We start from the raw sequence: 20,613 nt of genomic DNA, 5'->3' as shown, positions 1-20,613 counted from the left end.
TCCCGACCGGGCCCCCGATCCCGTTCGAGACCGACCCGACGCCGTCCGCCCCCAGCCGGACGGGGAGGTGTCCGTGACTTCAGCGACCTCTGCACCGTCCGCACCGACGGGGCCGATCGCGTCCGCTCCCCTCGACGCTCCCCCGCACGACTCCCGGTCCGCCGACTACCCGGCCCGGCCGGCCGCCAACCGCGCGGGCGGCGCCCCCACCCGTCCGGGGCACCCGGGCCGGAACGAGCAGGAGATGCCGTCGCCGCGCCGGGCGCCGCAGATCTCGCAGGGACTGCCCCGCCCCGAGCAGGACCCGGCCGACGAGGCCGCCCGCGCCGTCGAGGACGCCAACAGCTCCTGGGCGCTGGTCGAGGCCTGCCAGGCCGGCGACGCCGCCGCGTTCGGCGAGCTGTACGAGCGCTACCACGACGTCGTCTTCCGCTACGTGCTGTTCCGGATGGGCGATCGCGCCTTCGCCGAGGACGTCACCCAGGAGACCTTCGTCCGCGCGCTGCGCCGGATCTCCTCGGTCAGCTACCAGGGCCGCGACATCGGCGCCTGGTTCGTCACCATCGCCCGGAACCTGATCTTCGACTACGTGAAGTCCAGCCGGTACCGGCTGGAGCAGACCACGTCGGAGATCGCCGACCACTCGCCGGCGACCAGCGGCCCCGAGCAGCAGGTCCTCGACATGGCGACCAACGACGAGCTGCTGGCCTCGATCGCGAAGCTCAACCCGGACCAGCGCGAGTGCATCCAGTACCGCTTCCTGCGCGGGCTCTCGGTCGCCGAGACCGCCGAGCTCATGGACCGCAACGAGGGCGCTGTGAAGGCGCTGCAGCACCGGGCGGTGCGCCGCCTGGCCCAGCTGCTCCCGGACGGCCTGCGATGAGCGGCCATGTGGCCCGAACAGCCGCGACGGGAGAGCAGATGCTGATCACTGCGGTGAACGCACTACTCGATGCGGTGAACGGTCCGGGGTCCGTAACCTCTGCGCCGGTCGGTCGTTGTGCAGACGAGCGCGCCGTGAACGCGCCGACGAGCAGCGCGAGACTGCAGTGAGGACGGACGGCATGCCCAGGGCATGGGACGACAGGCACCGGGGCGGGGACGACTTCGACCGGGCCCCGGCGGGCGCACCCGCGTCGGAGGAGCTGGCGCACGAGATCGCGCTCTCCGCCGCGCTGGACCGCTCGCGCCGTGACCTCTCGCCGGATCCGCACGCCTCGGCCCGGATGCGGCAGCGGCTGTTCGACGTGCTGGCGCAGGAGGGTATCGGCCGGCCGGACCAGTCCGGTCCGGGGTCCCCGTTCGGCGGCCGCCCCGCGGACCAGCTGGACCGCGCGGACCTGACCGCCCCGATCGGACCCCCGATCGCCGACGACCTGGACCACGAGGCCGTCTCCACCCGCCGCTCGGCGGGGGAGCACCAGCCGGAGTCCGACGACCCGGGTGCCCGCCAGTCGCGGCCGCGCCGCGGCCGGCACGTGCTCCCGACCCACCATCCCGACCACCCCGAGCAGGTCGTGGGCGCCGCGCCCGGGCCGGCCCGGGAGGCCGAGGCCGGTCCCGGCCGGGACGAGTCGGCCCGGCCGCCGCGGATGCTGGACCGCCGCCGGCCGAGCATCCGAAAGCGGTTCGGCGTCGTGGTCGGCGGGTTCGCCGCGCTCGCCGTGATCGCCGGGGTCACCTCCACGGTCAGCCGGGACGCGCTGCCCGGCGACGCCATGTACGGCGTGAAGCGGGCCAGCGAGAGCGTCGGCGGGGTCTTCACCGTCGGCGAGCAGGCCGAGGCCGACCGGCAGCTCGATCTGGCCCGTTCCCGGGTGGACGAGCTGGAGAACCTGATCGCCCGGGCGACGCCGCCCTCGCCGACCGCGGTCGCCGCCGCCATGAAGGACTTCGACCGGGCCACCAGCACCGGCAGCAGGCTGATGCTGACCGGGGCCGGCGCCGAGGGTTCCGACGCGGCCCGGCTGGCCGAGCTGCGCACCTGGGCGGCCGCCCAGTCCGGCCGGATCACCGGCCTGCAGGAGCAGCTGCCCGCGGAGAGCAGGCCGGAGACGGCCGAGGCGATCCAGCTGCTCGACCGGGTGCTCGCCCGGGCCGAGGCGCTGCGCGCGAACAGCGGCTGCATCGCCGACAGCGGCGGCACGGTCGACGACCTGGGCCCGGTCCCCGGCGAGTGCCGGCCCGGCAGCGGCGGCGCTCCGGACGCGTCCCGCCAGTCGGCGACAGCCACCCCGGACGGCGGCAGCTCGTCGGCGAACCCGGGCCCGACCTCGGAGACGGCCGGCCCGGAGACCTCGAGCCCCGGCACCTCCGAGGCGCCGACCAGCACCGGCGCGCCGGACAGCGGGCTGCCACTGCTCGGCGGGTCCGGGCCGTCGACGAGCAGCTCGCCGAGTTCCTCGCCGTCGGAGAGCTCGTCGTCGACCCCGTCCGACGACCGGCTGCTGCCGCCGATCACGATCCCGCCGCTGCTGCCCGGCCTCGGCCCGGTGACGATCGGCTGAGTTCCCCGGCACCAGTAGGCTGGGGCCGCGCCCGGGTACCGCGGGGCGCGTGACGCCGTCGTACCAGGAAGGCCGCCGTGGTGAGTGATCCCGGGTCCGTTCCCGACGAGGTTCGGGTCGAGCACACCGGTGCCGGTGGCGAGACCGGCCTGGCCGAGGAGCCCGGCGTCCTGGAACGCGCCACCGCACTCGATCCGGCCCAGCGGGCCGGCCAGGCGTCCGCCGCGGCGGCGGTCGCCGCGGAGAGCGCCGACCAGCAGCCGCCGGACGCCGACGCGCCGCCGCCGGATCTGACCGCGGCCGCGTTCTTCGACGTCGACAACACGATGATGGTCGGCGCGTCGATCTTCCACTTCGCCCGCGGGCTGGCCGCGCGGAAGTTCTTCACCACCTCCGACCTGGCCGGGTTCGCCTGGCAGCAGCTCAAGTTCCGGGTCGGCGGCCGGGAGGACAAGGGCGGCATCGCCGGGCACCGGGACACCGCGCTGTCGTTCGTCGCCGGCCGGCCGGTCGCCGAGGTGGTCGCGCTCGGCGAGGAGATCTACGACGAGCTGATGGCCGACCGGATCTGGGCGGGCACCCGGGCGCTGGCCCAGATGCACCTCGACGCCGGCCAGCGGGTCTGGCTGGTCACCGCCACCCCGGTCGAGCTGGCCCGGATCATCGCCCGCAGGCTCGGCCTGACCGGCGCGCTGGGCACCGTCGCGGAATCCGTGGACGGGCTCTACACCGGACGCCTGGTCGGCGAGATCCTGCACGGCCCGGCGAAGGCGCACGCGGTCCGCGCGCTGGCCGCGTCCGAGGGCCTGGACCTGCGCCGGTGCACCGCGTACTCGGACTCGGTGAACGACGTCCCGATGCTCTCGGCCGTCGGCACCGCGGTCGCGGTGAACCCGGACTCGGAGCTGCGCGACGTCGCGAAGGCCCGGAGCTGGCAGATCCGCGACTTCCGCACCGGGCGCAAGGCCGCCCGGATCGGGGTGCCGTCGGTGCTGGGTGCCGGCGCGCTGGCCGGTGCGGTCGCCGCCGGGATGGCCTACCGCAGGCGCTGAGGCCGGGCGCGCGCTCAGCCGCCGCCGCGGTAGCGCTGTGCGTAGCGCCGGGCCGCCTCGGCGCGCTCCCCGGCGCTCGCCCGTGCCCGGGTGGCCCGCGCCGTGCCGGCCGGGTAGCCGGCCTTCACCACCCGGTTCTCCACCGACTCCTCCATCACGAACAGCGCGTACTGCAGCGACACCAGCCAGCCGAGCAGGACGGCGGTCAGCCGCAGCCACAGCGGCCCGGGGACCAGCAGCATCAGCGGCACCGACAGCAGCGTCAGCATCACCGCGGTGCGCACGAAGTGGCGCAGGTGCCAGGTGCGGCAGGTGGTGTCATGCAGCACCCAGGTCCGGTAGCGGGCCGGGAGCGACCCGCCCGCGGCGTAGCGCAGCCAGCGCAGCGGGCCGGGGCGGAGCCGCTCGGTCACCCGCTCAGCCCAGGAAGACGTTCCGGCGCTGGGACAGCAGCCGGTACAGGGTGTGCTGGATGGTCTCCCGGACCTGGTCGGTCAGATTGAAGACCAGCATCGGGTCGTCGGCGTCGGACGGGGAGTGCCGGTCGGTCGGGATCGGCTCGCCGAACTCGATGTACCACTTGGACGGCAGCGGGATCAGCCCGGCCGGGCCGAGCAGCGGGAAGGTCGGCGTGATCGGGAAGTACGGGGCACCGAACAGCCGGGCGATCGGGGCCAGGTCGCCGATCTTCGGGTAGATCTCCTCGGCGCCGACGATCGAGCACGGGATGATCGGCACCCCGGTCCGCAGCGCGGCCGAGACGAAGCCGCCGCGCCCGAACCGCTGCAGCTTGTAGCGGTCCCGGAACGGCTTGCCGATGCCCTTGAAGCCCTCCGGGAACACGGCGACGACCTCGCCGGAGCGCATCAGGCGTTCGGCGTCCGGGTTGCAGGCCAGGGTGGCCCCGGACTTGCGGGCCAGCGAGCCGGAGACCGGCAGCCGGAACATCAGGTCGGCGCCCAGCAGGCGCAGGTGCCGGTGCGCGGGGTGGTCGTCGTGCACCGCGACGGTGGTCATCACCGCGTCCAGCGGCAGGGTGCCGGAGTGATTGGCGACCAGCAGCGCGCCGCCGGTGTCCGGGATGTGGTGGGTGCCGATCGTCTCCACCCGGAACCAGCGCTGGTAGAGCGGCCGCAGTGCGGGCAGCACCATCGCGTCGGTCAGCTCGGCGTCGAACCCGAACTCGTCGACCTGGTAGTCCCCGGCGAGGCGGCGGCGCAGGAAGTCCAGTGCCTGCTCCAGGGCCGCCTCCCAGGCCGGCTGCTCCTCGGCGTCGTCGGTCTCCGGCGCCGGGGGGACCGCGGCCGGCCGCACCTGCTCCTCGCCGCGGACCGGCCGGGCGGGACCGCGCTCGCCCCGGATCGGGATCACCCGTGCCTCGGTCATGCCGTTCCCCCCTGTCGTGTCACGCCGCCCGGGCGCGTCGTCCGCTCCACCCACACGATCAGCGCAGCGCCCTGGCCAGGCCGAGCAGCCCGCGCTCGACCGAGGCGATCCGCTCCTGCCCGAGCACCGGCCGCAGGGCCTTGCCGCGGACGAAGTCGTCGAACGCCTGGGTGGTGGTCCAGCGCGGTTCGAAACCGAAGTCGTCGATCAGCCGGTGCAGGTCGACGACACGGCCGAAGTTGAGGAAGCGCATCTGCTCGGGCGAGAAGTCGACCACCCGGGCGCCGCGCAGCACCCGGCTGACCGGGCTGACCGCGCTGCTCGGCACCGGGACGGCGATCTTGCCGGCCCGCCGGATCGCCTGCGACAGCATGAGCACGCCGTGCGCGGCGACGTTGTAGACGCCGGGCAGCTCGTGGGTCGCCGCCCGCTCCAGCACCGCCAGGCCGTCCTCCTCGTGCAGCAGCTGCATCCGGGCGTCGTAGCCGAGCACGGTCGGCACCACGGGGAGCGCGAAGTAGCGGCTCAGGACGGTGTCGATCCGGGGCCCGATGAAGTTCGCGAACCGCAGCACCGTGGTCGTGACGTCCGGCCGGCGCCTGCTGAACCCGCGCAGGTAGCCCTCGATCTCCGCGGCGTCCTTCGCGTAGCCGCCGGACGGCAGGTCCTTCGGCCCGGTCGCCTCGTCGAAGACGGCGGGATCGCGCGGGCTGGACCCGTACACCGCGGTGGTCGACTTCAGCACGACCCGGCGCACCGTCGACGCCTTCTGACAGGCGGCGAGCAGCTGCATCGTGCCGATGACGTTCATCTCCTTCATCGTCGCCCGGCCGCCGGACGACGCCGGGCTGGCCGACAGCGAGGCATGCACGACGGTGTCGACGCCTGCGGTGGAGATGACCTTCGCGATGAGCGGATTGCGGATGTCCGCGCGGACGAACTCGGCCCGGCCCATCCGGCGCAGCAGGTCGCGCGGCGGCGGGACGGTGTCGACGCCGAGCACCCGGTCGATGTCCGGGTTCGCGGCCAGCCGGGCGGCGAGATGACCGCCGAGGAACCCGCTCACGCCCGTGACCAGCACGACGTTCGGTGTCGGCTGGGACATGGGCGACCTCCCTGGACCTGACCGGCGTGGCCGGCTGGGCGGTGGGCGTGCGGACACGATGGGTGCCTGCTGCACGGGACGACGGCGGCGGACGGACGACGCGGGCAGGCGGGCGGGCCAGGCGGGGCCGGGCGGCGCGGGCACGGACCCCGCGGCCGGGAGAGCGGCGTCGCTGCTCCGGTCGATCGCCGGGCCAGTGGCCGATGGTAGTCCGACTCGTCACCCGCGGCACTCGCCCGCGCACGTGAAACGCGTGACGTGTGGGTGAATTACACCGCCGAACGACACCGGCCGCGCACCCGCCGTGGCGGATGCGCGGCCGGCGCGCGAGTCACTTGCCGAGCTTGCGGCGCTGCACCCGGGTCTTGCGCAGCAGCTTGCGGTGCTTCTTCTTCGACATCCGCTTGCGGCGCTTCTTGATGACCGAGCCCATGGGTGCTCCTCCTGTATCGACGCAGATCGCCCGCGACCGCACCACCGGGTGGCCTCGAGGCGGGCCGCCCGCGTACGGATACGCGGGACGGGCGACCGGTGGGAGTCGGCAGCCGGTTCGTCAGTCTACCGGGGCCGGTGCGGGCGCCCGGACGGGGGACTCAGCCCGCGTCGAAGTAGGCGTTGCGGAGGTAGTCCTCCACGGCCCGCTGCGGTACCCGGAAAGACCGGCCGACCCGGGCGGCGGGCAGCTCACCCGAGTGCACCAGCCGGTACACGGTCATCTTCGAGACCCGCATCATCGAGGCGACCTCGGCCACGGTCAGGAACTGGACCGGACGCAGAGGCTCGGATCGTTCCGCCACCATCGGGCACCGCCTTCCTCCCCCGGTACGGGCCCCCGGACGCCCGGTGGTGGGGGATGCGCGTGCAGTCTACCGGGACGGCTGTGACGATCGGTCCGCCAGAGGGTGCCCCGATCGTGGCACACCTCGGCGCGTCAGGGTGTCATTGCGTCATCCGATGCGCTGATCGGGTGAATACGGAGGGCGATCGGCGCACCGGGGCCCGGCGCGACGGGCCGTGCCGGTCAGCGGCCGAGCTCCACCGACCTGTCGTGCGCGGCGGTGACCGCGTCCGCGAGGGCGGACCGCAGGCCGTGCCGCTCCAGCTCGCGCAGCGCGGCGGCCGTCGTACCGGCCGGGGAGGTGACGTTCTCCCGCAGCACCGCCGGGTGCTCGCCGGTCTCGCGCAGCATCCGGGCCGCGCCGAGCGCGGTCTGCACGGTGAGCTCGGTCGCCGCGGGCCGGGTCAGGCCGAGCGCCACCCCGGCCTCGATCATCGCCTCGGCGACCAGGAAGAAGTAGGCCGGGCCGGAGCCGGAGACGGCGGTGGCGGCGTCCTGTTTCGACTCGTCGATCCGCAGCACCGCGCCGACCGTGCCGAGCAGGCGCTCGGTCTCGGCGAGATGCTCGTCGCCGGCGTGGCTGCCCGCGGAGATCGCGCACATCGCCGCGCCGAGCAGCATCGGGGTGTTCGGCATGACCCGCACCACCGGGGTGCCGCCGGGCAGCGCCCCCTCGAACAGCGAGGTCGGCAGCCCGGCGCACAGGGACACCACCAGCGCGCCCGGCTCGAGGGTGGGCGCGACCTCGCCGAGCAGCCCGACGACGTCCTGCGGCTTGACGGCGACGACGACCGTCCCGGCCCCGCGGACGGCGTCGGCCACCGGGGCGGCGGTGATCCCGAGCGCGGCGGACAGCTCCTGCGCGCGGGCCGCCGACTTCTCCGCGACCACCAGCTCGCCCGGTTCCCGCCCGGCCGCCAGCAACCCGCCGAGCAGCGCCTCGCCGATCCGCCCGCCACCCAGTACCGCGATCCTCGAACCCATGGGCGCAACCCTAGGCGGCGTGCTCAGCGCTCCAGCGGTGCCAGTGCGAGCTGACGGGCCTGGCAGACGGTCCGCCCGGCGGCGTCGACGACGGTGACGTCCTCGTCGAACTGGGTGCCCGAGACGGTCCGGGACCGCGAGACGACCCGCAGCCAGCCCGGCGCGGGGCGGGCCCGCAGCAGCGCGGTGAGCTGCACGGTCGGGGCCCAGCCGGGCCGCCCGCCCAGGTTGAACACGGTCGGCGGCAGGATGTCGCCGGCCAGCAGCGCGAACAGCACGTCCGGTTCCTCGCCGCGCGGCCGCACCCAGCCGGTCATCTCCGGCGGGCCGGTCTCGCCCCGCAGGAACGGCAGCGCGGTTGCCGGGTACCGCAGGTCGCAGGCGGCGGCCAGGCCGCGCGCACCGCCCTGGGACCGGGCCGGGTCCAGCGCGTCGGCGTCCGGCTCGGGCGCGAGCTCGGCGGTGGTCTCCCAGCGCGGCTCGCCGTCGGGCAGGGCGCCCGCGGTGACCGTGGCGTGCAGCATCAGCCGGTCGTCCTGCTCCAGCCGGACCAGGACCGAGGAGATCGTGCGCCCGATCTTCAGCGGGGTCGCCGTCAGCTCGACCGGCCGCAGGTCCGGCGCCCGCAGGAAGTCCACCGACACGGCGAGCGGATCGGGGGCCGGTGCGCCGGCCGGGAGATCGGCCCGGAGCCGGGCGAGCGCCGCCTGCGCCATCAGCACCATCAGCAGGCCGCCGAAGGCCTTCGGGCCAACCGCCCAGACCTCGTCGAGACGGGCCCGGAACCGGCCGTCGCCGAGATCCTCGAGCCCACTGGCGTCAGCGAACGGGCGTCCGGTGCGGAGCGCGGAACTGCTCATGCCGATCAGGCTAACCCGCCGGTTACCCACGGGTAAGGAGATCTCAGCGACGGGCGGACGGGATCGGCGCGGGATGCCGGGTCGGCGCCAGGTGCAGCCGGGCGAACAGCAGCGACTCGGCGAGCAGGCCGATCCGCTCCTGGCGGGTCCGGCACCGCCGGGTCGACACCTCGAGCGCGACCGTGCCGCCGCGCCGGACGAACCCGTCGTCGGCGAGCCGCTGGCAGACCTCGGCGCACGGCTGCTCACCCCGGCCCGGGACCAGGTGCTCGTCCTTCGCGGCGCCCGAGCCGTCGGTCAGGTGCAGGTGGGTGAGGCGCTCGCCCATCCGGTCCATCAGGCCGAGCGTGTCGACCCGGGCGGCGGCGGTGTGCGACAGGTCGAGGGTGTAGGCGCCGAAGCCGACCTCCGTCGGGTCGTGGCCGAGCGCGTACGGGACCGTGCTGATCGATCCGCGGGTCACCGGGAACATGTTCTCCACCGGCAGCGTGATCCCGCGGTACTCCTTCGCCCTGGCGACCTCGTCGGCGAACACCGACGCGTAGCGGCGCTGCCAGCGGAACGGCGGGTGCACCACGACGGTGCCGGCGCCGAACCGGGCAGCGACCTCGACGGTGCGCCGCAGCCGCTGCACCGGGTCCGCGCCCCAGACCCGCTGGGTGACGGCCAGGCACGGCGCGTGCACCGCGGTGACCGGGACGCCGTGCCGCTCCGCGAGGCGTTCGACCGCCCGCGGGTCCTGGCTGACCGGATCGGTCCAGATCATCAACTCGACCCCGTCGTAGCTGAGGTCGGCGGCGATCTCGAAGGCCGCGGCGACGCCCTCCGGGTAGACCGACGCGGTGGACAGCAGGATTCGAGGGGTTCCGGGATAGGTGTGTGCGCGCGGACGGAAAGAGGGTGCCACAGTCCGTGGAGTCGCCTCTCCGTCGCTCATCGTTACCGGTCCAGGAGCACCAGGAGCGCCGGGGACACCGTCAGCAGCAGGCCGACGAGGACCGCGAACAGGGTGGTCTTCAGGTCGTCGTTGCGCAGCAGGGCCCGCACGCCGAGCACCAGGCCGACGGTGAGCACCACCGCCGAGGCCAGCGCGACGATCGGGAACGAGAACCAGAGGAACCGGAACAGCACCCAGATCGCGGCACCGGCGACGGCGCCGCCGATCCACTGCGCAATCACCACCGCCCATGCCTGGCCGGTGCCCGCGGCGCCGGCGGCGGCCGCGTCGTCCAGACCGGCCGGCGGCTCGGCGCCGTCGGGATCGCCGGCATCGTCGTCGTCGGCCGGGCCGCGACGCCTGCCGCGCCGGCCGCCCGGCGCGGCGGCGCCGGTCCGGTCATCGTGACCGGGGGCGAACCGGTCGTGCTCCTCGGGGCAGTCGTCCCACGGTTGCGGGTCGTCCGGGCGATCCGGGGCGAGCACGCCGGTCCGGCCGCCGTCGAAGCCGGCCTCCCGGTCGTCGGCGAACGGGTCGTAGGCGCCGGTCGGTGGGCCGTCATCCACCGGGCCGCCGCCCGGGCCACCGCCCGGGGCCTGGCGGGCCCGGGCGCGACCGGTCGGCGACTCGTCGCCGTCGTCCAGCGGCGGTGCACCGAACTGGGTGGGCGGGCCGCCGTCGTCGTCCGGGTCGACGACCGGGCGGCGGGCGCCCAGCCTGCTGGTCGGGATCTCGTCCGGGTAGCCGCCGAAGGAGTCGGTGTCCGGGTGGCCCTGGGTGTCCGGGTAGCCGTTCGGCTGCGGGCCGCCCCGGTCCTCGTCGGGACGCCCGGCGTAGGCCTGCGGGCGGCCGTGCGGCGGCGGGCCGTCGTCGGTGCGGCCGGGCCTGCCGTACGCCTCGTCCGGGCGGCCTGCGCCGTTCGGGCCGGCGTACCCGGGCGGCGGGCCGCCACGGTGCAGATCGGGGGCCTGACCGTTCGGGGCGTGGCCGTTCGAGGCGTGGCCGTTCGAGACATGGCCGTTCGGCCGGTTCCCGGGGTGCGGCTCGGGGGTGTGCCCGTTCGGCCGGTGGCCGGGACCGCCCGGGCCGAAGCCCTGCGGCGGGTGCCCGTTCGGTCCGCCGCTGCCGTTGGGTGCGTTCCCGTTCGGCACGAACGGATCGGGCCGCTGTCCGCCGGGGGCGCCGGGCCGGCCGCCCTCCACCGGGTCCGGCCGGCGGGCCGGCGGGAACGACGGGTGCTCGGCGAGCGGTGCGGGCGGACGCATCCGGTCCCCGCCCGCGGCCCCGCGCGGCGGCCCCTGCTCGGGGGGTGCCGGCGGCGCGCCGACGGCCGGCCCCGGTGCCGGGGCGCCGCCCGGCTCGTCGTCCTCCGAGGCACGGCGACGGCGGCGGCGCCCGGTCTGGGAGCCGCCGTTCGCCGCCAGCAGCTCGGCGACCGTCCGCTGGCGAGGCTCTCCGAATCCCGCGCTGTCCACACTCATCACGACCACCGTGCCCTGTGTGTTGTCAAGGGTCCAAGTCCGTCCGCGGAAGTCTGCGCCGAGCGGTCGTCCCCGTTCGTTCCGTCGAGCATGTCGAAGCGGCGCAGGATCACGCCCTCGCGCAACGCCCAGGGGCAGATGTCGAGCTCGGTGACACCCAGAGCGTCCATCGCGGCCTGGGCGACGACCGCGCCGGCGACCAGCTGGTGCGCCCGGCTGGCGCTCACGCCGTCCAGCTCGGCGAGGTCCGGCCCGGACATCCGGGTGACGAACGCGGACAGCTGGCGCAGGCCGAGCGCGGTGAGGGTGCGGTGCGCGCGCGGCCCGGCGCTGGACGGCGCCGCGCCGGCGAGCCGGGCGAGCGTCCGGAAGGTCTTCGACGTCCCGACGGCCCGGTCCGGCCGGCCTGCCTCGCGCAGCCGCCCGGCGACCGGGGCGATCTCGTCGCGGACCCGCTCGGTCAGCGCGGCCACCTCGGCCCGCGACGGCGGATCGGAGGTGAACGCCTCCCGGGTCAGCCGGCCGGCTCCGAGCGGCACCGAGGCGGCGACGTCCGGCGTCTCGTCGCGGCCGACGGCCAGCTCCAGCGAGCCGCCGCCGATGTCGAGCACCAGCAGCCGCCCGGCGGACCAGCCGCACCAGCGGCGGACGGCGAGGAAGGTCCAGCGGGCCTCGTCCTCGCCGGGCAGCACCTCCAGCACCACGCCGGTCTCCCGCTGCACCTTCGCCAGCACCTCGGCCGAGTTGGTGGCGTCGCGCAGCGCGGAGGTGGCGAAGGCCATCAGGTCGTCGCAGCCCGCCTCACGCGCGGTGTCCCGGGCCCGGTGAACGCTCTCCAGCAGCGCCTTGACCCCCACCTTGCTCAACGCGCCCCGGCGGTCGAGGTGCTCGGCCAGCCGGAGCTGGTCCTTGTCGGAGGACATCGGCTTGGGATGGGCACCACGGTGGGCGTCCACCACCAGCAGGTGGACGGTGTTGGAACCCACGTCGAGGACGGCCAGTCGCACGCGCACAGGTTACCGAGCCGTTATCGACGGCCGGGCAACCCCATGGCTCCCAGTCGTTACACGTCGAACTTGTAACCGAGCCCGCGCACCGTCACCAGGTGCTTCGGGTTGGACGGGTCGTCCTCCACCTTGGAGCGCAACCGCTTCACGTGGACGTCGAGGGTCTTGGTGTCGCCGACGTAGTCGGCGCCCCACACCCGGTCGATCAGCTGGGCCCTGGTGAGCACCCGGCCAACGTTGCGGAGCAGGTACTCGAGCAGGTCGAACTCCTTGAGCGGGAGCGCCACCTCGTCGCCGTTCACCGACACGACGTGCCGCTCGACGTCCATCCGGACCGGACCGGACTCGAGCACGCCGCTGCCGCCCTCGGCCTCGCCGGCGCCGCCCTCGCCGCCGCGCCGCAGCACGGCGCGCACCCGGGCGATCAGCTCGCGCGCCGAGTAGGGCTTGGTGACGTAGTCGTCGGCACCCAGCTCCAGCCCGACCACCTTGTCGATCTCGCTGTCCCGGGCGGTCACCATGATCACCGGGACGGCGGAGCGGGAGCGCAGCGCCTTGCACACGTCGGTGCCGCTCATGCCGGGGAGCATGAGGTCGAGCAGCACGATGTCGGCACCGTTGCGGTCGAACTCGGACAGCGCGTCGTTGCCGTTCACCGCGACCGCCGTGGTGAAGCCCTCCTTGCGCAGCATGAACGCGAGCGGGTCGGCGAAGGACTCCTCGTCCTCCACGATCAGCACCCTGGTCATCTCATCCTCCGGTTGTCGCGGTCTGGGGGGCGAGCTCGGCGCCGGGGATCCCGAGCCGCGCGGGCAGCCGCACGGTGAAGGTCGATCCGGTGCCCTGGCGGCTCCACAGCCGCACCTCGCCGCCGTGGTTGGCGCAGACGTGCTTGACGATCGCCAGGCCGAGACCGGTCCCGCCGGTGGCCCGGGAGCGGGCCGGATCGACCCGGAAGAACCGTTCGAACACCCGCTGCTGGTGCTCGGGGGCGATGCCGATCCCGCGATCGGTGACGGCGATCTCGACCGAGCCGTCGACCGCGCGCCGGCTCACCGACACCGACGAGTCGGCGGGTGAGTAGACGATCGCGTTCTCGACCAGATTGGTCAGTGCGGTGACGAGCAGCGTCCGGTCGCCGTCGACGACCAGACCGGACGGCGCGTCGGCGATGATCTCGACGCCGTGCGCCTCGGCCGAGTTGCGGCTGCGGGCGAGCGCCTCGCCGACGACGTCGTCGACCTCCACCGCGGCCAGCTCGGGCAGCCGCTCGGCGCCGGTCAGCCGGGACAGCGCGATCAGCTCGGACACCAGGTTGCCCATCCGGGTCGCCTCGCGGAGCAGCTTCTCGCCGAACCGGCGGACCTCGGCGGCGTCCTCACCGGAGCCGGCCGCGGGCTCCAGGCCGTCCAGCGAGTCGAGCAGCGCCTCGGCCAGCAGCGCGACGGCGCCGACCGGGGTCTTGAGCTCGTGGCTGACGTTCGCGACGAAGTCCCGGCGGGTCGCCTCCAGCCGGGCGATCTCGGAGGTGTCGACCGCCTCGACCAGCGCGAAGCCGTCGCCCAGCGGGCGGATCCTGGCCTGCACCTCGACCGGCCCGCGCGGCGTGCGGTCCAGCGGCGAGAGATCGACCTCGACCAGCCGGTCACCGGCCAGCACCCGCTGGCAGGCCGCCCAGGCCCGTGGGTCGAGCCGGTCGCCGGTGACCGCGCCGAGCGCGCCGGCCCGCGGATTGTGCAGCAGCACCTCGCCGCCGGCGCCGACCACGGCGAGCCCCGACGACGACGCGCGGAAGGTGCGGTGCAGCAGCTCGCCGAGCGTCGGGCCGCCCGGCTCCGCGCCCCGCGCGCGGAGCTCCGGATCGGGATCGTGGTCGGGGCGGCCGTGCGACGACCGTCGCGCGAGCGCGAACCCGGCCAGCAGGCCCAGGCCGAGCGCGGCGGCCGCGATCAGCCACGCGAGCGTGGTCACGGCTGCATGGTAGGCAAGCGGGGGTGCCCTCTGGCCAGCGCCGACCCGCGAAGGTGACGCCCGCGACCCGCCCGGGCGACAGTGTTCGGCCCGCGTTCACCGCGGGTTCACGGGCGCCCCCCGCCCGCGGCCTCAGCGGCCCTGGTTCGCCACCCCGGCGATCGCCTCCTGCGCCGCCGCCGGATCGAGGTAGCGCCCGCCCGGGACGGTCGGCGACAGGTCGTCGTCGAGGTCGTAGACCAGCGGGATGCCGGTGGGGATGTTGAGGCCGGCGATGTCGGCGTCGGAGATGCCGTCCAGGTACTTGACGAGCGCCCGCAGCGAGTTGCCGTGCGCGGCGAGCAGCACCACCTTGCCGTCCCGCAGGTCGGGCACGACGGCCTCGGTCCAGTACGGCAGGAACCGGTCGACGACGTCGGCGAGGCACTCGGTGAGCGGCGCGTCGACGCCGGCGTAGCGCGGGTCGGCGTCCTGGGAGAACTCGGAGCCCTTCTCGATCGGCGGCGGCGGGGTGTCGTACGAGCGGCGCCAGAGCATGAACTGCTCCTCGCCGTACTCCTCCAGGGTCTGCTTCTTGTCCTTGCCCTGCAGGGCGCCGTAGTGGCGCTCGTTGAGCCGCCAGTCGCGGCGGACCGGGATCCAGTGCCGGTCGGCGGCGTCCAGCGCGAGATTGGCGGTGGAGATCGCGCGCCGCAGCAGCGAGGTGTGCACGACGTCGGGGGCGACGCCGGCTTCCTTCAGGAGCTCGCCGCCGCGGCGGGCCTCCGCCTCGCCCTGCGGGGAGAGCGGCACGTCCACCCACCCGGTGAACAGGTTCTTCGCGTTCCAGTCGCTCTGGCCGTGGCGCAACAGTACGAGGGTCGGCATGGGCCCAGCCTGCCACCCGCGCGCGGTGAGGTCCTCCCGCCGCGCACCGAACGTGTCCACCCGCACGTTCCCCCGGTACCGTCCCGGACGCCACCGACCGTTCCGACCGTTTCGCCCGTATCACCTGTACCGCCCTGTACGGCCCGGTACGGCCGGACCGCCCTGCCGGCCGGGCCGCGCTGTCGTGACCGTCGCGTTCCCCGACCGGCAGGAGTGCCCGTGCGCCGATGGACCACCGGCGCGCTCACCACCGCCCTGCTCGCCGTGCCGGGCCTCGGCGCCGTACTCCCGGCTCCCGTCACGGCCGAACCGGCAGGCGCGCCCGGCGGGCCGTCGGCAGCCGTGGACGCCGGCGATCTGGCCGGGCGCGTCGAGCGGCTCGCCGCGGCCCACGTCGGGCGCAGCACGCCGGGGGCGGTGGTGGCCGTCGTCGACGCCGACGGTCCGCTGCTCCTCCGGGCGTGGGGGGACACCGGCGGCCCTGCTCCGCTGACCATCGGTTCGCCGCTGCCGGTCGCATCGGTGTCCAAGGTCGTGACCGCGCTGACGGCGTTGCGGCTGCACCACGACGGCGTCCTCGATCTGGACGCCGCCATCACGACGTCGACCGGTGTCGCGCCGGTCGACCGGCGCGACCCGGGCGCGCGCACCCCGGTCACCGGCAGGCACCTGCTGACCCACCACTCCGGGTTGACCGAGCCCCTCCTGATGCATCCCGATCCACCGGGCGGCCCCGGCGACGTGACCCCGCTGCTCGGACCGTGGCTCCGGGAGCAGCCACCCGTGCTCGACCGCCCGGCCGGTACCGGCCTGCACTACTCGCCGCTCGCGGGCCACGCGCTGCTCGGCGCGGCGATCGAACGGGCGACCGGGCTGCCGTTCGCCGAGGCGGCCCGGGCCCTGGTCCTCGGTCCGGCCGGTGCGACGACCGCGGACTTCCCGGCCGATCCCGCATCGGCGGCGGTCGTGCCGGTGGTCGCGGCCGACGACGGCTGGGCCGCCGCGCCGTGGCCCGCCGTGCACGAACGGCCGGCGGCCGGGCTGACCTGGTCGGCCGCCGACGCCGCGGCGCTGCTGCACGCCCTGGTCGCCGACGACGGCCGGATCCCGGTTCCGGTCGTGTCCGAGGCGCTGGCCACCGCGGTCCGCCCGCCGCACGGCGGCCCCGGCCACACCCAGGTGTTCTTCGAGGCGCACCGCGCAGGTGTGCGGGTGGTCGAGCACGCCGGCGCGAACGGGGTCGCCTGGGTCGCGGTCCTCCCCGAGGCCGGGATCGGGGTGTTCGCCGCGGTCCCGACCGACGGCGCCGACGCCATGCCGTTCGCGCCGGGTGTGGTGGACGAGGTCGCCGGATGGGCGGTGGCGTCCGGGCGGGTCGAGGCCCGGGAACGCCCGCCGCAGGGGTACGAGGCGCTGCCGGGGCCCTGGCCGGAGCAGACCCGGGTGGTGGACCCGGTGGGGGTGTTCCAGGAGCGGCTGTTCGCCGACCGGGGCCCGGAACGGGCGCTGCGGACGCTGTCGTCGCGGGTCGTGGTCGGCCGCGACGGCGACGATCTGGTCATCGGGGACCGGCGCTACGCCCCGGCCCCGGGGAACCGGTGGTGCGATCCGGCCGGCTGCATCGCCGGGGTCCGCGCCGACGGTGGCGAGGTGCACCTGCTGCGCGGTGACCGCGCGATGCTGGAGCAGACGCTGGTGCCGGCCCCCTGGTGGTCCGACCGGACCGTCGTCGGCCCGGTCCTGGTGGCCGGGGTGCTGGTGGCGCTCACGGTTCTCGGGAGCGCGGTCCGGGCCGGGTGGCGGCGGCGACGCGGGAACCCGGCCGGGGGTGGGTCGCCGGCGGGCCCCGGCACGTCGTGGGCCGCGCTCACCCTGCTGCTCGTCGTCGCGGGGCCGCTCCTGCCGGTGTGGCCGCTGCTGACCGGTGCGGCCGAGTGGGTGCCGTCGGCGGGTCCTCTCGTCCGGACGTGGCAGATCGCGACGGCGGCCGGCACGGTGGCCGGTCTCGCGTCCGCGGCGCTGCTGGCGGCCCGGTGGAACCGGTTCGGCGGACGGCGCCGGTGGACGGCCCTGTTCGCGCTCGTGGTGGGCGCCGCGACCCAGGCGGTGCTGGTGACCTGGGCCTGGCCGGTCTGAGCCGCCGCCCCACCATCGTCCGGCCGGGCGGTCAGCCGGCCAGGTCCCGGAGCACGGCGCCCAGGGTGTCGGCGAGCAGGTCGATCTCCTCGTGGGTCACCACCAGCGGCGGCGACAGCCGGACGGTGGCGCCGTGGGTCTCCTTCGCCAGCACCCCACGGCGGGCCAGCTCCACGCACACCTCGCGGCCGGTGCCGATCGCGGGATCGACGTCGCAGCCGAACCAGAGCCCGATCCCGCGCACCGCGGTGAGCCCGGGCAGGGCGCGCAACCGCTCCCCCAGGCGGGCGCCGTGCGCGCGGGCGACAGCCTGGAACGAGCCGTCGGCGAGCAGCCCGCACACCGCGGAGCCGACCGCGGCGGCGAGCGGGTTCCCGCCGAAGGTGGAGCCGTGCTCGCCGGGGCGCAGCACGCCGAGCACGTCGCGCCGCCCGACGACGGCGCTGACCGGCAGGATCCCGCCGCCGAGCGCCTTGCCGAGGGTGTAGAGGTCGGCCTCGACGCCGAACAGGCCGGTGCACAGGGTGGCGCCGGCCCGGCCGAGCCCGGACTGGATCTCGTCGCAGATCAGCAGCACGTCGCGCTGCTCGGTGAGCCTGCGCACCTCGGCCAGGTAGCCGGTCGGCGGCAGGATCACCCCGGCCTCGCCCTGCACCGGCTCGACCAGCACGGCGACCGCGTCATCGGTGAGCGCGGCGGCCAGCGCGGCGGCGTCGCCGTAGGGGACGCGATCGAACCCGGGTGCGAACGGGCCGAAGCCGTCGCGGGCGGCGGCGTCGTCGGAGAAGCCGACGATGGTCGTCGTCCGGCCGTGGAAGTTGCCGCCGGCGACGACGATCCGGGCCCGCCCGTCGGGCACCCCGCGGACCCGGTGCCCCCAGGCCCTGGCGACCTTGATCGCGGACTCGACGGCCTCGGCACCGGTGTTCATCGGGAGCACGGCGCCGGTGCCGGTGAGCTCGGCGAGGTCGCGCTGGAAGGCCGGCAGCCGGTCGTTGTGGAACGCCCGCGCGGTGAGGGTGAGGGTGTCGAGCTGGCGGTGCGCGGCGGCGAGCAGCGCCGGGTGCCGGTGCCCGAAGTTCAGCGCCGAGTAGCCGGCGAGCGCGTCGAGGTAGCGGTTGCCATCGACGTCGGTGACCCAGGCGCCGTGCCCCTCGGACAACACGACGGGCAGCGGCGCGTAGGTGGCGACGCCGTACCGGTCGGCCAGCGCGATCTGCTCGTCGGTCCGGCCCGCGAGGGCGGTCACCGCCGGATCTCCAGGGTGGCGCACTTGATCCCGCCGCCGCCGCGGCGCAGCTCGGAGGTGTCGATCCCGACCGTGCCGAAGCCGCGCTCGGCGAGCTCGGCGGCGAACTTCTCGGCCTGCGGGGCGTGCACCACGGTGCGGCCGTCGGAGAAGCAGTTGAGCCCGAGCACCGCGGCGTCCGGCTCGGAGACGATCACCGCGTCCGGGAAGCGGAACCGCAGGACCTCCTGGGCGGCGTCGTCGAACGCGGACGGCAGGTAGGCCACCGAGCCGGGCCCGCCGGCCGGGTCGAGCACGGCGAACGCGGTGTCCAGGTGGTAGTAGCGCGGGTCGATCAGCCGCAGCCCGACGACCTCGCGGCCGAACACCCGGGCGGCCTCGTCGTGCGCCCGCGGGTCGGTGCGGAACCCGGTGCCCGCGTAGATCGTGTCGCCGACCGCCAGCAGGTCGCCCTCGCCCTCGTTGACGTGCACGGCCTCGCGGACGTCGAGGCCGGCCGAGCCGAACCAGGCGCCGTAGGCGGGGCCCTCGGCGGCCCGCTCGGCGTGCCGGAACCGGGCGGTCAGCGCGATCCCGTCGATCACCGTGCCGCCGTTCGCGGCGTAGACCATGTCCGGCAGGCCGGGCAGCGGATCGATCAGCGCCACGTCGAAGCCGAGATCGCGGTAGGCGGCGTGCAGGTTGCGCCACTGCGCCAACGCCAGGGCGGCGTCGGTCGGCTGCTCCGGGCGCATCCACGGGTTGATCCGGTAGCTCACCGTGAAGTGGGTGGGCGGGCACATCAGCACCGAGACGGTCATGGGCACATCGTGTCGCGCCGACACCGTGCGTTTCCCGCCATACCGCGCACGATCGGCGCGTTCTGGACCGATCTTGCGCACGGGACTAGCGTCCGACGCCGTGGACGAGACCGACCGGCGGTTGCTGGACCTGTTGCGGGTGGACGGCCGGGCGGGCTGGGCCGAGCTCGGCGCGCGGATCGGGTTGTCGGCGTCGGCGGTGCGCCGCCGGGTGGACCGGCTCACCGAGCGCGGGATCATCCGCGGCTTCACCGTCGAGGTGGCACCGGACGCCGACGGCGGCCCCGGCGTCGCCGCCTACGTCGAGCTGTTCTGCCGGGGCACGGTCGCCCCCGGCGAGCTGCAGCGGATGCTGTCGGCGGTGCCCGAGGTGGTCACCGCCGGGACGATCACCGGCGAGGCGGACGCGCTGGTGCTGCTCCGCTCCCGCGACGTCCGCTCGCTGGAGGACGCGCTGGAGCGGCTGCGGATGGCGCCGAACGTCGACCACACCCGGTCGGCGGTGGTGCTCACCTGGCTGGTGTCGCGCTGAGCCCCCAGCCGTCGACGATCCGGCGCACCGCGTCCACCACCGGGGGCGCCGGCCGGGTGGCGGGCGGGCGCACGTCGGGCCGGCAGAGCCCGATCCGGGCCAGCGCCTCCTTGACCACGCCGACGTTGTCGGCCGACCGGTCGGCCGCGCGCAGCCGCTCGAACTCGTGGACCTCGTCCCACACCCGCATCGCCGTCGGGAGATCGGCCCGGGCCAGCGCCTGCTGCATCCGGTCGGACAGCTCGGGATGCACGACGGCCAGGCCGGAGGTGAAGCCGACCGTGCCGGCGACCGCGGCGGCCGGGGCGTGCGACTCGGCGAGGCCGGCGATCCAGGCGAACCGGTCGGCGCCCGGGCCGCGCACGACGGCCGCGACCCGCACCGGATCGGGAACCGCGTACTTCACCGCGACCACGTTCGGGCAGGCGTCGGCCAGCGCGGCCAGCTCGGCCGAGCCGATCCGGTCGTCCCGCAGGTAGGGCACGACGGCCAGGCCGGGCAGCTCGCCGGCGATCCGCACGTGGTGGTCGACCCAGCCCTGCGGCGACACGTAGGGGTGCACCGGGGGGTGCACCATCACCGCGTGCGCGCCCAGCTCCCGGGCGCGGCGGGCCGACTCCACCGCGGTCCGCGGGTCGAACCCGACGCCGGCGACGAACAGCGCGTCGCCGGTGCGACCGGCGGCCAGCTCCACCAGCCGGCCGGCCTCGGCGGGCGAGAGCGTGAAGAACTCGCCGGTGTTGCCGTTGACGGTGATCGCGGCGACGCCGCCGGCGGTGAGCCGGTCGAGCAGGCCGCCGAACGCGGCCTCGTCGATCCGGTCGTCGCCGTCGAACGGGGTCGGGACGATCGCGACCACGCCGGCGATCCGGCGTCGTACCTCGTCGGGGTGCACGGGGGT

The 20,613-nt window shown here is 75.4% G+C and carries 21 protein-coding genes; 5 read left to right on the top strand and 16 right to left on the bottom strand.

Annotated elements, in window-relative coordinates; all coding sequences use genetic code 11:
• Nucleotides 1-244: 244 nt before the first annotated feature.
• The 3 genes from ABZ881_RS21860 to ABZ881_RS21850 all read left to right on the top strand — a co-directional run bounded on the left by ABZ881_RS21860 (nucleotide 245) and on the right by ABZ881_RS21850 (nucleotide 3,559).
• A complete protein-coding gene (locus ABZ881_RS21860) occupies nucleotides 245-883 on the top strand; it encodes a sigma-70 family RNA polymerase sigma factor (RefSeq protein ID WP_344027026.1) in 639 nt (212 codons plus the stop codon).
• Nucleotides 884-1,064: 181 nt separating this feature from the next.
• Complete coding sequence (locus ABZ881_RS21855; protein WP_358487176.1) at nucleotides 1,065-2,507, top strand: DUF5667 domain-containing protein; 1,443 nt, start codon at nucleotides 1,065-1,067, stop codon at nucleotides 2,505-2,507.
• A 170-nt stretch (nucleotides 2,508-2,677) separates the two neighbouring features.
• Nucleotides 2,678-3,559 carry an HAD-IB family hydrolase gene (locus ABZ881_RS21850; RefSeq protein WP_344027148.1) on the top strand — a complete coding sequence of 294 codons (882 nt, stop codon included), beginning with the start codon at nucleotides 2,678-2,680 and terminating at the stop codon, nucleotides 3,557-3,559.
• Nucleotides 3,560-3,573: 14 nt separating this feature from the next.
• Here ABZ881_RS21850 and ABZ881_RS21845 read toward each other — a convergent pair whose 3' ends face one another.
• From ABZ881_RS21845 to ABZ881_RS21785, 13 genes are all read right to left on the bottom strand, one after another.
• The gene (locus tag ABZ881_RS21845; RefSeq protein ID WP_358487174.1) at nucleotides 3,574-3,972 is read right to left on the bottom strand and encodes a DUF5313 family protein; all 399 of its coding nucleotides are present in this window, start codon (nucleotides 3,970-3,972) and stop codon (nucleotides 3,574-3,576) included.
• A 4-nt stretch (nucleotides 3,973-3,976) separates the two neighbouring features.
• Entirely contained in the window at nucleotides 3,977-4,945 is a 969-nt protein-coding gene (locus tag ABZ881_RS21840; RefSeq protein WP_344027020.1) for a lysophospholipid acyltransferase family protein, read from the bottom strand.
• A gap of 58 nt (nucleotides 4,946-5,003) precedes the next feature.
• Entirely contained in the window at nucleotides 5,004-6,050 is a 1,047-nt protein-coding gene (locus tag ABZ881_RS21835; RefSeq protein WP_344027018.1) for an NAD-dependent epimerase/dehydratase family protein, read from the bottom strand.
• Between the two features lie 331 nt (nucleotides 6,051-6,381).
• The gene (locus tag ABZ881_RS21830) at nucleotides 6,382-6,483 is read right to left on the bottom strand and encodes an AURKAIP1/COX24 domain-containing protein (protein WP_010241351.1); all 102 of its coding nucleotides are present in this window, start codon (nucleotides 6,481-6,483) and stop codon (nucleotides 6,382-6,384) included.
• A gap of 160 nt (nucleotides 6,484-6,643) precedes the next feature.
• Nucleotides 6,644-6,850 carry a helix-turn-helix domain-containing protein gene (locus ABZ881_RS21825; RefSeq protein WP_358487171.1) on the bottom strand — a complete coding sequence of 69 codons (207 nt, stop codon included), beginning with the start codon at nucleotides 6,848-6,850 and terminating at the stop codon, nucleotides 6,644-6,646.
• 221 nt (nucleotides 6,851-7,071) lie between these two features.
• Nucleotides 7,072-7,872 carry a pyrroline-5-carboxylate reductase gene (proC, locus tag ABZ881_RS21820; RefSeq protein ID WP_358487170.1) on the bottom strand — a complete coding sequence of 267 codons (801 nt, stop codon included), beginning with the start codon at nucleotides 7,870-7,872 and terminating at the stop codon, nucleotides 7,072-7,074.
• A gap of 23 nt (nucleotides 7,873-7,895) precedes the next feature.
• Entirely contained in the window at nucleotides 7,896-8,732 is an 837-nt protein-coding gene (locus tag ABZ881_RS21815; protein ID WP_358487169.1) for a thioesterase family protein, read from the bottom strand.
• A 43-nt stretch (nucleotides 8,733-8,775) separates the two neighbouring features.
• Nucleotides 8,776-9,639 (bottom strand): sugar phosphate isomerase/epimerase, encoded by an 864-nt coding sequence (locus ABZ881_RS21810; RefSeq protein WP_358487166.1) that lies wholly within the window; start codon nucleotides 9,637-9,639, stop codon nucleotides 8,776-8,778.
• Between the two features lie 32 nt (nucleotides 9,640-9,671).
• Entirely contained in the window at nucleotides 9,672-11,150 is a 1,479-nt protein-coding gene (locus ABZ881_RS21805) for a hypothetical protein (RefSeq protein ID WP_358487165.1), read from the bottom strand.
• Entirely contained in the window at nucleotides 11,150-12,157 is a 1,008-nt protein-coding gene (locus ABZ881_RS21800) for a Ppx/GppA phosphatase family protein (RefSeq protein WP_358487164.1), read from the bottom strand. The genes ABZ881_RS21805 and ABZ881_RS21800 overlap by 1 nt, the downstream gene beginning before the upstream one ends.
• 56 nt (nucleotides 12,158-12,213) lie before the next feature.
• Nucleotides 12,214-12,906 carry a response regulator transcription factor gene (locus ABZ881_RS21795; protein WP_358487161.1) on the bottom strand — a complete coding sequence of 231 codons (693 nt, stop codon included), beginning with the start codon at nucleotides 12,904-12,906 and terminating at the stop codon, nucleotides 12,214-12,216.
• A gap of 1 nt (nucleotide 12,907) precedes the next feature.
• The gene (locus ABZ881_RS21790) at nucleotides 12,908-14,128 is read right to left on the bottom strand and encodes an ATP-binding protein (RefSeq protein WP_358487159.1); all 1,221 of its coding nucleotides are present in this window, start codon (nucleotides 14,126-14,128) and stop codon (nucleotides 12,908-12,910) included.
• A 132-nt stretch (nucleotides 14,129-14,260) separates the two neighbouring features.
• Complete coding sequence (locus ABZ881_RS21785; protein WP_344026999.1) at nucleotides 14,261-14,995, bottom strand: phosphoglyceromutase; 735 nt, start codon at nucleotides 14,993-14,995, stop codon at nucleotides 14,261-14,263.
• Between the two features lie 219 nt (nucleotides 14,996-15,214).
• On the opposite strand from ABZ881_RS21785, the gene ABZ881_RS21780 reads away from it, so the two are divergent.
• Nucleotides 15,215-17,131: a serine hydrolase gene (locus tag ABZ881_RS21780; RefSeq protein WP_358487157.1), complete on the top strand. Its 1,917-nt coding sequence runs from the start codon at nucleotides 15,215-15,217 to the stop codon at nucleotides 17,129-17,131.
• Nucleotides 17,132-17,162: 31 nt separating this feature from the next.
• Here the strand turns inward: ABZ881_RS21780 and rocD are convergent, their stop codons facing one another.
• Both rocD and ddaH read right to left on the bottom strand, forming a co-directional pair.
• Nucleotides 17,163-18,380, bottom strand: coding sequence for an ornithine--oxo-acid transaminase (rocD, locus tag ABZ881_RS21775; RefSeq protein WP_358487156.1), 1,218 nt, complete (start codon nucleotides 18,378-18,380; stop codon nucleotides 17,163-17,165).
• Nucleotides 18,377-19,204 (bottom strand): dimethylargininase, encoded by an 828-nt coding sequence (gene ddaH, locus ABZ881_RS21770; RefSeq protein ID WP_358487154.1) that lies wholly within the window; start codon nucleotides 19,202-19,204, stop codon nucleotides 18,377-18,379. The genes rocD and ddaH overlap by 4 nt, the downstream gene beginning before the upstream one ends.
• A 76-nt stretch (nucleotides 19,205-19,280) precedes the next feature.
• On the opposite strand from ddaH, the gene ABZ881_RS21765 reads away from it, so the two are divergent.
• Nucleotides 19,281-19,712 carry an Lrp/AsnC family transcriptional regulator gene (locus ABZ881_RS21765; RefSeq protein ID WP_344026991.1) on the top strand — a complete coding sequence of 144 codons (432 nt, stop codon included), beginning with the start codon at nucleotides 19,281-19,283 and terminating at the stop codon, nucleotides 19,710-19,712.
• Here the strand turns inward: ABZ881_RS21765 and ABZ881_RS21760 are convergent.
• Nucleotides 19,690-20,607 carry a dihydrodipicolinate synthase family protein gene (locus ABZ881_RS21760; RefSeq protein ID WP_358487152.1) on the bottom strand — a complete coding sequence of 306 codons (918 nt, stop codon included), beginning with the start codon at nucleotides 20,605-20,607 and terminating at the stop codon, nucleotides 19,690-19,692. The two genes, ABZ881_RS21765 and ABZ881_RS21760, sit on opposite strands and share 23 nt — an antisense overlap.
• Nucleotides 20,608-20,613 lie beyond the last annotated feature (6 nt).

The organism is Pseudonocardia sp. NPDC046786 (assembly GCF_040645415.1).
Classification (GTDB): domain Bacteria; phylum Actinomycetota; class Actinomycetes; order Mycobacteriales; family Pseudonocardiaceae; genus Pseudonocardia; species Pseudonocardia kongjuensis.
Note: the sequence above shows the minus strand (reverse complement) of the source record. Positions and strands in the feature narration are given on the sequence as shown.

Excerpts from the sequence above, each read along its gene's own strand:
- ABZ881_RS21795 (WP_358487161.1), bottom strand. The coding sequence starts at position 12,906 with ATGACCAGGGTGCTGATCGTGGAGGACGAGGAGTCCTTCGCCGACCCG.
- ABZ881_RS21825 (WP_358487171.1), bottom strand. The coding sequence starts at position 6,850 with ATGGTGGCGGAACGATCCGAGCCTCTGCGTCCGGTCCAGTTCCTGACC.
- proC (WP_358487170.1), bottom strand. The coding sequence starts at position 7,872 with ATGGGTTCGAGGATCGCGGTACTGGGTGGCGGGCGGATCGGCGAGGCG.
- ABZ881_RS21815 (WP_358487169.1), bottom strand. The coding sequence starts at position 8,732 with ATGAGCAGTTCCGCGCTCCGCACCGGACGCCCGTTCGCTGACGCCAGT.
- ABZ881_RS21860 (WP_344027026.1), top strand. The coding sequence starts at position 245 with ATGCCGTCGCCGCGCCGGGCGCCGCAGATCTCGCAGGGACTGCCCCGC.
- ABZ881_RS21805 (WP_358487165.1), bottom strand. The coding sequence starts at position 11,150 with ATGAGTGTGGACAGCGCGGGATTCGGAGAGCCTCGCCAGCGGACGGTC.
- ABZ881_RS21830 (WP_010241351.1), bottom strand. The coding sequence starts at position 6,483 with ATGGGCTCGGTCATCAAGAAGCGCCGCAAGCGGATGTCGAAGAAGAAG.
- ABZ881_RS21835 (WP_344027018.1), bottom strand. The coding sequence starts at position 6,050 with ATGTCCCAGCCGACACCGAACGTCGTGCTGGTCACGGGCGTGAGCGGG.
- ABZ881_RS21855 (WP_358487176.1), top strand. The coding sequence starts at position 1,065 with ATGCCCAGGGCATGGGACGACAGGCACCGGGGCGGGGACGACTTCGAC.
- ABZ881_RS21840 (WP_344027020.1), bottom strand. The coding sequence starts at position 4,945 with ATGACCGAGGCACGGGTGATCCCGATCCGGGGCGAGCGCGGTCCCGCC.
- ABZ881_RS21785 (WP_344026999.1), bottom strand. The coding sequence starts at position 14,995 with ATGCCGACCCTCGTACTGTTGCGCCACGGCCAGAGCGACTGGAACGCG.